General features: G+C 57.2%; 10 protein-coding genes. 1 reads left to right on the plus strand and 9 read right to left on the minus strand.

Annotated elements, in window-relative coordinates; translation table 11 throughout:
* Positions 1-2437 (minus strand): preprotein translocase subunit SecA (gene secA, locus KHU33_RS04925; protein WP_211461397.1); only part of this gene is annotated, 2437 nt, incomplete at its 3' end.
* A 207-nt stretch (positions 2438-2644) separates the two neighbouring features.
* A complete protein-coding gene (locus KHU33_RS04930; RefSeq protein ID WP_211461398.1) occupies positions 2645-3607 on the minus strand; it encodes a M23 family metallopeptidase in 963 nt (320 codons plus the stop codon).
* A 54-nt stretch (positions 3608-3661) separates the two neighbouring features.
* Here KHU33_RS04930 and KHU33_RS04935 point away from each other — a divergent pair, with 54 nt between their 5' ends.
* Positions 3662-4162 carry a hypothetical protein gene (locus KHU33_RS04935; RefSeq protein WP_211461456.1) on the plus strand — a complete coding sequence of 167 codons (501 nt, stop codon included), beginning with the start codon at positions 3662-3664 and terminating at the stop codon, positions 4160-4162.
* A gap of 78 nt (positions 4163-4240) precedes the next feature.
* Here the strand turns inward: KHU33_RS04935 and lpxC are convergent, their stop codons facing one another.
* The 7 genes from lpxC to murC all read right to left on the minus strand — a co-directional run bounded on the left by lpxC (position 4241) and on the right by murC (position 11835).
* Positions 4241-5176, minus strand: coding sequence for a UDP-3-O-acyl-N-acetylglucosamine deacetylase (gene lpxC / locus KHU33_RS04940; protein ID WP_092397056.1), 936 nt, complete (start codon positions 5174-5176; stop codon positions 4241-4243).
* Between the two features lie 142 nt (positions 5177-5318).
* Entirely contained in the window at positions 5319-5825 is a 507-nt protein-coding gene (locus KHU33_RS04945) for a peroxiredoxin (protein ID WP_211461399.1), read from the minus strand.
* Positions 5826-6061: 236 nt separating this feature from the next.
* Positions 6062-7237, minus strand: a complete 1176-nt coding sequence (gene ftsZ, locus KHU33_RS04950) for a cell division protein FtsZ (protein WP_211461400.1) — start codon at positions 7235-7237, stop codon at positions 6062-6064.
* A 121-nt stretch (positions 7238-7358) separates the two neighbouring features.
* Positions 7359-8591, minus strand: coding sequence for a cell division protein FtsA (ftsA, locus tag KHU33_RS04955; protein ID WP_211461401.1), 1233 nt, complete (start codon positions 8589-8591; stop codon positions 7359-7361).
* Between the two features lie 10 nt (positions 8592-8601).
* Complete coding sequence (locus KHU33_RS04960; protein ID WP_211461402.1) at positions 8602-9369, minus strand: cell division protein FtsQ/DivIB; 768 nt, start codon at positions 9367-9369, stop codon at positions 8602-8604.
* 71 nt (positions 9370-9440) lie between these two features.
* Positions 9441-10427, minus strand: coding sequence for a D-alanine--D-alanine ligase (locus tag KHU33_RS04965; RefSeq protein WP_211461403.1), 987 nt, complete (start codon positions 10425-10427; stop codon positions 9441-9443).
* Position 10428: 1 nt separating this feature from the next.
* The gene (murC, locus tag KHU33_RS04970) at positions 10429-11835 is read right to left on the minus strand and encodes a UDP-N-acetylmuramate--L-alanine ligase (RefSeq protein ID WP_211461404.1); all 1407 of its coding nucleotides are present in this window, start codon (positions 11833-11835) and stop codon (positions 10429-10431) included.
* Between the last annotated feature and the right edge of the window lie 7 nt (positions 11836-11842).

The raw sequence follows: 11842 nt of genomic DNA on the forward strand, positions 1-11842 counted from the left end.
TGTATTCCTGTTTTGGATTTTTCTGTGCGTAACCGCGCAGATGAATCCCTTGCCGCAGATGGTCCAGCGCTGCCAGATGTTCGCGCCAATGGCTGTCGACGCTTTGCAACATGACGCTACGCTCGAAACCGGCGAACGATTCCTTGCCGACGATTTCAGTTTTGGCGGCATACGAACTATCTGCCGCTGCCAGCACCCGCTCCAGCAACTCTTCATCGGTCAGGTTCGGTTCCGACTTCAGCATCTCGGCGAGTGGCACTTCCAGATGCAACTCGCTGGATAGAGCGGCTTCCAGTGCGGGAATATTCCATTGTTCTTCGAGCGACTCTTCCGGTACATAGGTGCGGAAAGTGTCGTCCAGAACGCCTTCGCGCAATGATGCAACGGTCTCGGAAACGCCTTGCGCTTCCAGCAACTCGTTACGCTGCTGGTAGATCACTTTGCGCTGATCGTTGGCGACATCGTCGTATTCCAGCAACTGCTTACGGATATCGAAGTTACGCGCCTCTACTTTGCGCTGCGCCGACTCTATCGAACGCGATACGATGCCAGCCTCGATCGGCTCGCCTTCCGGCATTTTCAGGCGATCCATGATGGCGCGCACACGGTCGCCGGCAAAAATGCGCAGCAAGGCGTCATCCAGCGACAGATAGAAACGCGAGGAGCCTGGATCGCCCTGGCGTCCGGCACGGCCACGCAACTGATTGTCCACCCGGCGCGATTCATGGCGCTCAGTACCGATGATATGCAAACCGCCCGAATTGACCACATGGTCATGCAGCGATTGCCATTCATCGCGCAACTTGTCGGAGCGCAGTTGTTTTTCGGTTTCGCCGAGCGCCTCGTCGGCCTCGATGAACTGGATTTGTTTCTCGACGTTCCCGCCCAGCACGATGTCAGTACCGCGGCCGGCCATGTTGGTAGCGATAGTGATCGCCTTCGGACGGCCTGCTTGCGCGATGATTTCCGCTTCGCGCGCATGCTGCTTGGCGTTCAGCACATTGTGCGGCAGGTCGGCCTTGGCCAGGATCCCGGCCAGCAATTCCGAGTTTTCGATCGAGGTGGTGCCCACCAGCACCGGTTGTCCGCGCTCGTAGCAATCCTGAATATCCTTCAGCATCGCCATGTATTTTTCCTGGGCCGTCTTGTAGACCTGATCCTGCCGATCCTTGCGCTGATTCGGCCGGTTTTGCGGAATCACCACGGTTTCCAGACCGTAGATTTCCTGGAACTCGTAGGCTTCGGTATCGGCCGTACCAGTCATGCCGGCCAGCTTGCCGTACATGCGGAAATAATTTTGGAAGGTGATCGAGGCCAGGGTCTGATTCTCGTTCTGGATCTTGACGCCTTCCTTGGCTTCGACTGCCTGGTGCAAGCCATCCGACCAGCGACGGCCGGTCATCATGCGGCCGGTGAACTCATCCACGATGACGATTTCGCCGTTTTGCACTACGTAGTGCTGATCCTTGAAATACAAGGAGTGCGCGCGCAACGCAGCGTACAAGTGATGAATCAGGCTGATGTTGGCAGCGTCGTACAGCGACGCGCCTTCCGCCAGCAAGCCCATGTCGGTGAGGATCTGCTCGGCTTTTTCGTGGCCGGCTTCCGTCAGCAAGACTTGATGCGCTTTTTCATCCTTGGTGTAATCGCCAGGCACTTCAACCTTGCCCTTGCCGTCCGGCGTTTCTTCACCGATTTGCTGGGTCAGCAGCGGCGGCACTTCATTGATCTTGTAATACAGATCGGTATGGTTTTCAGCCTGGCCGGAAATAATCAGCGGGGTACGCGCTTCGTCGATCAGGATCGAGTCGACTTCATCGACGATGGCGAAATTCAGGGTGCGCTGCACGCGGTCGGCAGCGTCATACACCATGTTGTCGCGCAGATAATCGAAACCGAACTCGTTGTTGGTGCCGTAGGTAATGTCAGCCGCATAAGCAACTTGCTTGGCATCGTGTTCAACCGACGACAGGTTGACGCCGGTAGTCAGGCCGAGCCAGCCGTACAGGCGCCCCATCCATTCGGCATCGCGCTGCGCCAGGTAATCATTGACGGTCACCACGTGCACGCCCTTGCCGGAAAGTGCATTCAGATAAGCGGGCAAGGTCGCCATCAGCGTCTTGCCCTCGCCAGTGCCCATTTCGGCAATTTTCCCGTAATGCAACACCATGCCGCCGATCAGTTGCACATCGAAATGGCGCATTTTCAAGACCCGCTTGCCGGCTTCGCGGCAAATCGCGAATGCTTCCGGCAACAAGGCGTCGAGCTTTTCGCCGCCTGCAATACGCTGTTTCAGCTCTGGCGTTTTAGCTTGCAGCTCGGCATCGGACAGTTTTTCGAATGCGGGCTCAAGTGCATTAATTTGTCGGACGACTTTTTTATATTGTTTGAGCAGGCGCTGGTTGCGGCTACCGAAAATCTGGGTCAGTAATGACATGCTTGGATTCTAAAAAAAGTGCCGGCGACATTCCGTGGCATCTTATGGATGGCCCCGAAACCGGGCTGTGGCTAAATAATCGGAGAATTTTATCATGCAGTCCTCGACACATTGGGGTTATGCGCCAGGAAACAATAGCAAGTTGCGCAAATTGCGCCAGATCGGCGCTGCTTCCGAGCCCCCTTGCTTGTATTACGACAACATTTATTACTTCCCCGCCAATGTTGCTACCTTGGCCAGATCGGTGCCGGCATTCAGAAACTTGCGCGGATCCTGGGCCACGCCCTTGATTCTTACTTCGAAATGCAAATGCGGCCCGGTCGAGCGCCCGGTCGTGCCGATATCGGCGATATGCTGGCCGCGTTGCACAATATCGCCTACTTTCACGAGCAGCCTCGATGCATGCGCATAGCGGGTGATGATGTCATTGCCATGGTCGATATCGAGCATGTTGCCGTATTGCGGATGATATTCGGCCGCGATCACCACGCCTGCCGCTGCGGCGAAAATGGCGGTGCCGACCGACGCCGGGAAATCGAGTCCCTCATGAAATGCGCTGCGGCCGCTGAACGGATCGAGCCGCCAGCCAAAACTTGAAGAGTTGTAATTGACATTGACCGGCTGGTTGGTGGGCAGCAGCTTGGATTTGATCCGGTCGCTCATCAGCACGGTTTCAACCACGTTCAGATAGTCGGTGCGATAGCCGACATCGCGCGACATGGCGTCCAGCGCCTGTTGAAATTCACTCATGCTCATGTCGTGCGAGCGCCTGTCGTGAAGGCTGCTGGATTCGGCGCCGCCACGTCCCGGCGCTTCCTTGAAATTGAATTCTTCCGGCTTGACCCCCGCCAGCCCCTGGACTCGTTCGCCCAACGCATCCAGGCGCATCAGTTGGGCTTGCATTTCGCCGAGCTTGACGGCCATCGCCGCCAGGTTCTCTTTCAGATACTTATCTTTATCCGGCGCCCCGGCCGCGGAGCTGCTGGCTGTCTTGCCGACAACCGGCAAGAACGGCAGACCCACCGCGTAACGGGCGGTAAGAAAATACAGCAATCCAGTCGCCAGCAATACCGCCAATAAAAAACCGGCGATCATCAAGACGATGTGCTTGGCGCCTAAAGTAATGGACTTTGCGCGATTAAAACGCGGATGTAGCAGAATTACCTGCATTGCGGCTCCAGTGACGTCCTGAGCGGGTCACAGGTGTGATATGGTTTCACCATGATGCGTAGACTCTCACCTTCTTCTTACCGGCCAGCGACAACGGGTTCCAGGCCTCAAACTCAAAAAGCCGTTGCCGATTTTTTACGGGGGAATGACAAGATGGCGGCATTGCTGCCCGCTGTCACACGCATGGCGGCATTGCAAAAGCAATGTGCCATCGAATTGCCTGCCATGTTCAGTACCTGCGAAGTATTGCAATGTGAAGCCGGGCAACTGGTACTGTCAGCGCCTAACGCGGCTCTTGCCAGCAAATTGAAGCAGCAACTGCCACGCCTGCAAAACCAATTGCTGGCAGGAAATTGGCAGATTAATGCAATCCGAATCAAAGTGCAAGTAAGCCAAAACCTGGTAAAAGCGCCGACCGTCAAGCAAGCTCAACTTTCATCCAAGGCTGTTTCAGCTTTCTCTTCGCTGATGGAAGAACTGGAACCATCGGCTGCAAATGAAGCGCTGAAAAGCGCCATCGCAGCGATGGTCAGACGCTATAGCGACAAAAAATAGACCGCTATAAACAGAGGAAAACGCCATCTTGCAAAAATGGCATTATACAGAAATCGCAGAAACGCCTAACTCAAACGCCTAATTCAGCGCCCACTCTTGCCCGACCTGGCGCTGATAGGCGCCGGGCGCCTCTGCCAACTCATCGAAGCTGACTACCTCATACGCATCCGGCTGAGCCAATAAAGCGCGTAGCAACTGGTTATTCAATCCGTGACCGGACTTGTGCGCGGTGTAACTGGCCAGCAGCGGATGGCCGATCAGGTACAGATCGCCGATGGCGTCCAGGATCTTGTGGCGGACGAACTCGTTTTCATAGCGCAAGCCGTCGCTGTTGAGAATGCGGTACTCATCCATCACGATGGCGTTTTCCAGCGAACCGCCGCGCGCCAATCCCAGGCCACGCATGGTTTCCACATCTTGCATAAAACCGAAAGTACGCGCGCGCGCCACTTCTTTCACATACGACTGGATGCTGAAATCGACTTCTGCGGTCTGGCCGGTGCCATCCACCGCCGGGTGGTTGAATTCGATAAAAAACTTGAGTTTGAAACCGTTGCAAGGATCCAGCCGCGCCCACTTCTCGCGCTCGCCCTGGCCTTCACGCACCTCGACGGATTTTTTGATACGGACAAATTTCTTGGCGGCGTTTTGCTCTTCCAGCCCCGCTTGCTGCAACAGGAACACGAAGGATGACGCCGAGCCGTCCATGATGGGAATTTCTTCGGCAGTCACATCGACATACAGATTATCTATGCCAAGTCCCGAGCAAGCCGACATCAAATGCTCGATGGTCGATACCCGCACGCCGTCCTTGACCAGCACCGACGCCATGCGCGTATCGCCGACCTCGGTGGCTTTGGCCGGGAAGTCGACCGCCGGGTCAATATCGACGCGACGGAAAATGATTCCGGTATCCACGGCTGCCGGACGCAAGGTCAGCTCGACCTTGGTACCGGAATGGACGCCAATGCCTGTCGTCTTGACAATTTTCTTGATGGTGCGTTGTTTCAACATGATGACATTATAAGTCTGACTGATAATTATTCTGTAACGATGTGTATTCGCTGTGGGGTAAAAAACACGCCGTAACGCTTCTGCCCACGCATGCAAAAGCGGCGCCCCGGGGCGCCGCCTTATCTACTGACAATAAGCTAAGTTATGCCAGTTGCGCCAGCAAGGTTTCTGCGTTGGACACTTCGAACTTGCCGCCCTCTTCAACATTCAGTTGCTTGACCACGCCATCGTCGATCAGCGCGGAAAAGCGCTGCGAGCGCACGCCCATGCCGAACTTGCCGAAGTCGGCGTCCAAGCCCAGCGCCTTGACGAAATCGGCATTGCCGTCAGCCAGCAAACGCACAACGCCGGCGGCTTTCTGATCACGGCCCCAAGCCCCCATGACGAATGCATCGTTGACGGAAATCGCCCAAATTTCGTCTACGCCCTTGGCCTTGAATTCGGCCGCGTGCTGGATATAGCCTGGCAGGTGCTTGGCGGAGCAAGTCGGCGTGAAAGCGCCCGGTACTGCGAACAAGGCGATTTTCTTGCCCTTGACCAGATCGCTGACATTGAATGTATTTGGTCCGAGCGCGCAGCCTGCGGTTTCGGTTTCGATGAATTCTGCTAATTTGCCTTCTGGCAGGCGATCGCCGATCTTGATGCTCATGATGAAATCCTTGTCTAGATGATGAAGCCTCCGAAACCCGCAACGCTGAGCTGAGCTGAGCAGTGAGGCGGTATTTCAGAGGCGTCGGAGTTAGTGGATACAACAAAAGAAAACGCCGCGCCTTTCGACGCGGCGTGGAACCCGCAGTATGCCCTGTTCCGCAAAATCATGCAGAAGCCTGGCGATGATAGCGGGTATAAGAACCCGCCATCACTTCTGGCCAGGACAACGCAGATTTAGTCGGCCTGTTTGCGCAGGAAAGCCGGGATGTCGTAGGTTTCCATGCCGTTCTTTTCCAACGCCCTCACCGTGTCGGAAGCCGACTCGCGGCGCCATACTGCAGGCGCCTTCATGCCCTCGAACGACGAGCTGCCATGGCCCACCGATGGCTGGCCGTGCATCATCGGTTCGTTATGGGTACCGGTCCGCATCATCGGCGCTTGCACCAGTTGCACCGCCTTGCGCGCACGGCCCAGGCCGGTGGCCACCACGGTGACGCGGATATCGTCGCCCATGGTTTCGTCGTAGGCGATCCCTTGGGCAATCGATGCATCCGGCGCCGCAAAAGCACGCACGGTTGCCATCACTTCCTTGATTTCCTTACCCTTCAGGCTGCGGCTGGCGGTGACGTTGACCAACACTCCGCGAGCGCCGGACAGATCGATGCCATCCAGCAGCGGCGAGGCAACCGCCTGCTCCGCCGCCAGACGCGCGCGATCCACGCCGGATGCGGTGGCAGTCCCCATCATCGCCTTGCCTTGTTCGCCCATGATGGTCTTGACGTCGTTGAAGTCGACGTTGATATGACCAGGCACGTTGATGATTTCGGCGATCCCGGCAACCGCATTGTTGAGTACGTCGTCAGCGTGTTGCAGCCATTCCATCATGCTGTCGTCTTCATAAATCTCTTCGAGCTTTTCGTTGAGAATGATGATCAGCGAATCAACATGCTGGGACAATGCTTCCAGACCTTCATCGGCGATGTCCATGCACTTCTGGCCTTCGTAAGAGAATGGCTTAGACACTACCGCCACCGTCAGCGCGCCTTGTTCCTTGGCGATCTGCGCCACCACCGGCGCCGCACCGGTGCCAGTGCCGCCGCCCATGCCGGCAGCGATGAACACCATGTGTGCGCCACGCAACGCGTCTTCGATGCGGCCGCGCGATTCCTCGGCCAGCTGACGGCCAACCGACGGCTTCATACCGGCACCCAGACCGGTCTCGCCGATCTGGATCACGTTATGCGCCTTCGATTGCTTGAGCGCCTGTGCATCAGTGTTAGCAGCGATAAACTCCACGCCGGACACACCCTTGTTGATCATATGTTGGACCGCATTACCGCCAGCGCCGCCGACGCCGACGACTTTAATCACGGTGCCCAAAGTTGCATTGTCAAGCATATCGATTTCCATGATATTTCCTCATAAAGATGCAGCATTCAGTCAATAGGCATCACGCTGTGTGAGGCCTAGCAACTGACAACTGCGTGTTGCACAAACAACGTTAAAAACAAAAGTCGGATTAAAAAATATATTAAAAATTACCCAAGAACCATTCCTTCATGCGCTGCCAGATCGCCTTCGCAGAACCCTCCTGACGCGTCACGATGTAACCGCGCAGGTATTGCTTTTTCGCTTCCAGCAGCAAGCCCAGCACCGTCGAATAGCGCGGACTGCGCACCACGTCGGCCAACTGGCCGTGATACTCCGGCGTACCCAGGCGCGCCGGCTTAAGAAAAATATCTTCGGCCAGCTCGATCATGCCAGGCATCATGGCCGAGCCGCCGGTCAGCACCACCCCGCTCGACAGCACTTCTTCGTAGCCCGACTCGCGCACCACCTGATGCACCAGCGCAAACAGCTCCTCGACGCGCGGCTCGATCACTGCCGCCAGAGCCTGGCGCGACAAGGTGCGCGGATTGCGGTCGCCCAGGCCGGGCACTTCCAGCGTTTCGCCCGGATCGGCCAGAATCTGCTTGGCCACGCCGTAGCGCAATTTGATTTCTTCCGCTTCGTTGGTCGGCGTGCGCAACGCCATCGCCACGTCGTTGGTAATCTGGTCGCCGGCAATCGGAATCACTGCGGTGTGGCGAATCGCGCCCTCGGTGAACACCGCCACGTCGGTAGTGCCGCCGCCAATGTCGACCAGCACCACGCCCAGTTCTTTTTCGTCAGGCGTCAATACGGCGTCTGCCGCCGCCAGCGGCTGCAAGATCAGGTCCGACACTTCCAGCCCGCAACGGCGCACGCACTTGACGATGTTCTGCACCGCCGATACCGCACCAGTAACGATGTGCACCTTGACTTCCAGTCGGATGCCGCTCATGCCGATTGGTTCACGCACATCTTCCTGGCTATCGACAATAAATTCCTGCGGTACGGTATGCAGCAACTGCTGGTCGGTTGGAATGTTGACGGCCTTGGCCGTTTCTATAACGCGCGAGACGTCGGCGGTGCTGACTTCCTTGTCCTTGATCGCCACCATGCCGCTGGAATTGAAGCTGCGGATATGGCTGCCTGCAATCCCGGTATATACATTGCGGATCTTGCAGTCGGCCATCAGCTCGGCTTCTTCCAGCGCGCGCTGGATAGACTCGACGGTGGCTTCGATATTCACCACCACGCCTTTTTTCAGCCCCTTGGATTCAGACTGGCCAAGGCCGATGACTTCATGGCGCCCGTCGGCCAATACCTCGGCTACCACGGCCACCACTTTGGAGGTGCCGATGTCGAGACCGACGATCAAGTTTTTTGCGTCTTTTGTCATAGTGTTCCGCTTATTTTTTCTTGCTTCCCAATCCGGCCGACAAGCCGCTCGCCTTCAGCGCCAAGCCATTCGGATACCGCATATCCACACTTTCAATCCGGTTCTGCAAACGCGACAGCAGTTGCGGATAAATCTGCACCAGCCGTGCCACGCGATCTTTCAGCGTGCTCTTGTTTTGCTCGCGTCCCAACTCCACCGTCATGCCGTTGTCCAGCTTTACGCTCCATGCATAACGCGTCGATAAATTCACTTCTACCGGGTTCAGCTTCAGCGGCGCAAACCATGCACGGAACTCCGCCAGGCGCGCCGTCACATCTTTTTCACTGCCTTTCGGGCCGGACAAGCGCAGCAGCTCGCCGTCCTCTTCCGCCTCGTCCAGGTTGGCGGTAAACAAATCGCCATGCACCGACAGCAAACGGCCGTCGTCGTCCCAGGTAGCCAAGGGCTGATGCTCTTCAATCGTCACGATCAGCGTGTTCGGCCATTCACGCTGTACCGCCGCCTTGCGCACCCACGGCACCGATTCGAATGCGCTGCGCACCGTGTCCAGATTGGCAGTGAAAAAATTGCCCTTGACGCGCGGCAGCGCGCTAGCGCGAATGATCAATGGGTTGACGCGCCGCAGTTCGCTCTGCGCTGCCGCTTCAATCCGAATCGTCTTCAGCGTAAACATCGGACGCTGCGCCAGCCACCAAACGCCAGACGCCAGCAATGCGAGCGCGGCCAGTCCCAGCAAAGTGCCGGAGATCGCGTTCAACATTTTGATGTCTTGCCACATGGTTATCGACTTTATCGCTGGGATCGTTAGTTATTTCTTGAAATATTCACACTTTCTTTTTCGGACCGGGCTCAATCCGGCTTCCAGTCTTGCGACGGCTTCAAATCGAGCGAGGCCGAGTTCAGTATTTCTACGCACAGATCTTCGTAACTGACGCCATCTGCCTTGGCCGCTATCGGCACCAGCGAATGACCGGTCATACCCGGAGAAGTATTGATCTCCAGCAGGAATGGTTCGTTATCCGATGAACGCAACAGGAAATCGACCCGCGCCCAGCCCTCGCATCCCAGTGCATTGAATGCCTGCATCGCCAGCGACTGTATGCGCTGGGTCAATTCCTGGTCCAGCGGCGCCGGGCACAGATACTTGGTGTCGTCGGTAAAGTATTTATGCTGATAATCGTAATTACCTTCCGGTGCGCGAATCTCGACGATAGGCAAAGCCCGGGCGTTACGGCCGGCGCCCAGCACTGGCACCGTCAGCTCGCGCCCGGTGATGAACTCTTCCGCCAGTACCACCTCATCGTATTTGGCGCACAGGGCAAAACCCTCGCTCATGTCAGAATAGCCAACCACCTTGCTGATGCCGATTGTCGACCCTTCGTGCGGCGCTTTCAGCATCAGCGGCAGGCCCAGCACATCCGGCACCTGGCGCAGCTCTTCTCGGGTGGCGCTGCGTGCATCGAGAACGATGAAACGCGGCGTCGGCAGCGCCATGCTTTGCCAGATGCGCTTGGTCATGACCTTGTCCATCGCAATCGCAGACGCCATCACGCCCGGGCCGGTATAAGGAATGCCAAGCTGCTCCAGCGCGCCTTGCAAAGTGCCGTCTTCGCCGTAGCGGCCATGCAGGGCGATAAACACGCGGTCGAACTTTTCCGCCGCCAGTTCTGCCAAGCTGCGTTGCGCCGGATCGAAAGGATGAGCGTCGACGCCACGGCTTTTCAATGCCTGCAACACGCCCGTTCCAGACATGATGGAAACCTCGCGCTCGGCCGAACGCCCGCCGAACAGCACGCCGACTTTCCCGAATTGATTAGTCACCATTTTTTTACTCATTTTAATGCTCCACCAGTTGCGCCAACTTGCCGGGCACACCGCTGATCGAGCCCGCGCCCATCGTCATCACTACGTCGCCGTCGCGCGCGATGTTCAGAATCGATGCCGGCATATCGTTGATGTCTTCCACAAAAACCAGTTCCGCCATACCCGCCACCCGCAAAGCGTGCGCCAGAGCACGGCCATCGGCCGCGACAATCGGCGTTTCCCCGGCGGCATATACTTCCGCCAACACCAGCACGTCCACCGTAGACAGCACCTTTACAAAATCTTCAAACAGATCGCGGGTGCGGGTGTAGCGATGCGGCTGGAATACCAGCACCAGGCGCCGCCCCGGATAGGCGCCGCGCGCTGCGGAAATCGTCGCCGCGGTTTCCACCGGGTGATGGCCATAATCGTCGACCAGAGCAAATTCACCGCGTGGCTTGCCTTCGGCATCCTGCAATTTGATTTCGCCATAGCGGGTGAAGCGGCGGCCGACGCCGTTAAATTCGGTCAATGCCTGCTGAATCGCGCTATCTGCGACACCCAGTTCACGCGCAATCGCAATCGCCGCGCAAGCGTTCTGGACGTTATGCATGCCCGGCTGATTCAGGCTGATCGGCATTGCCGCATAGCCTTTTTGAATCACTGTGAATTGCATGTGGCCGGCCGCTGCCTTGGCGTCGATCGCGCGCACGTCGGCGTCAGCGTGGAAACCGTAAGTGGTAATCAGCTTGGAAATCTGCGGCATGATTTCACGCACATTGGCGTCATCCATGCACAGCACGGCGACGCCGTAAAACGGCAGACGCTGGGTGAATTCGACGAACGCCTGCTTCAGCTTGCCGAAGTCGTGATCATAGGTGTCCATATGATCGGCGTCGATATTGGTGATGACTTCGATCACCGGCGACAGATTCAGGAACGATGCGTCCGATTCATCTGCTTCGGCCACGATGAAGTCGCCGGAACCCAGCTTGGCGTTGGCGCCGGCGCTGGTGAGACGGCCGCCGATGACAAAAGTCGGATCCAGACCGCCTTGCGCCAGCACACTCGCGACCAGGCTGGTGGTGGTGGTCTTGCCGTGCGTGCCGGCGATCGCGATACCGCGCTTCAGACGCATCAACTCCGCCAGCATGACCGCACGCGGCACGATAGGAATGTGCTTTTCACGCGCTGCAACCACTTCCGGATTATCGGCTTGCACCGCGGTCGAAGTGACAATCGCGTGCGCCTGCTCGATATTCGCTGCCGCGTGTCCTCGGCTCACTTTAGCGCCAAGGCTAGCCAGGCGCCGGGTTGCGGCGTTATCGCCAAGATCGGAACCGGAAATGGTGTAGCCGAGATTAATCAGCACCTCTGCGATGCCGCTCATGCCACTGCCGCCAATTCCTACGAAATGGATATTTCTAACTTTATGTTTCATGGTCTTT

This window comes from Collimonas silvisoli, assembly GCF_018305005.1.
Classification (GTDB): domain Bacteria; phylum Pseudomonadota; class Gammaproteobacteria; order Burkholderiales; family Burkholderiaceae_D; genus Collimonas; species Collimonas silvisoli.

Bases quoted from the DNA above. Each gene is read 5' to 3' on its own strand.
- KHU33_RS04965 (WP_211461403.1), bottom strand. From the start codon at position 10,427: ATGAGTAAAAAAATGGTGACTAATCAATTCGGGAAAGTCGGCGTGCTG.
- ftsA (WP_211461401.1), bottom strand. From the start codon at position 8,591: ATGACAAAAGACGCAAAAAACTTGATCGTCGGTCTCGACATCGGCACC.
- KHU33_RS04930 (WP_211461398.1), bottom strand. From the start codon at position 3,607: ATGCAGGTAATTCTGCTACATCCGCGTTTTAATCGCGCAAAGTCCATT.
- ftsZ (WP_211461400.1), bottom strand. From the start codon at position 7,237: ATGGAAATCGATATGCTTGACAATGCAACTTTGGGCACCGTGATTAAA.
- KHU33_RS04935 (WP_211461456.1), top strand. From the start codon at position 3,662: ATGCGTAGACTCTCACCTTCTTCTTACCGGCCAGCGACAACGGGTTCC.
- lpxC (WP_092397056.1), bottom strand. From the start codon at position 5,176: ATGTTGAAACAACGCACCATCAAGAAAATTGTCAAGACGACAGGCATT.
- KHU33_RS04945 (WP_211461399.1), bottom strand. From the start codon at position 5,825: ATGAGCATCAAGATCGGCGATCGCCTGCCAGAAGGCAAATTAGCAGAA.
- KHU33_RS04960 (WP_211461402.1), bottom strand. From the start codon at position 9,369: ATGTGGCAAGACATCAAAATGTTGAACGCGATCTCCGGCACTTTGCTG.
- murC (WP_211461404.1), bottom strand. From the start codon at position 11,835: ATGAAACATAAAGTTAGAAATATCCATTTCGTAGGAATTGGCGGCAGT.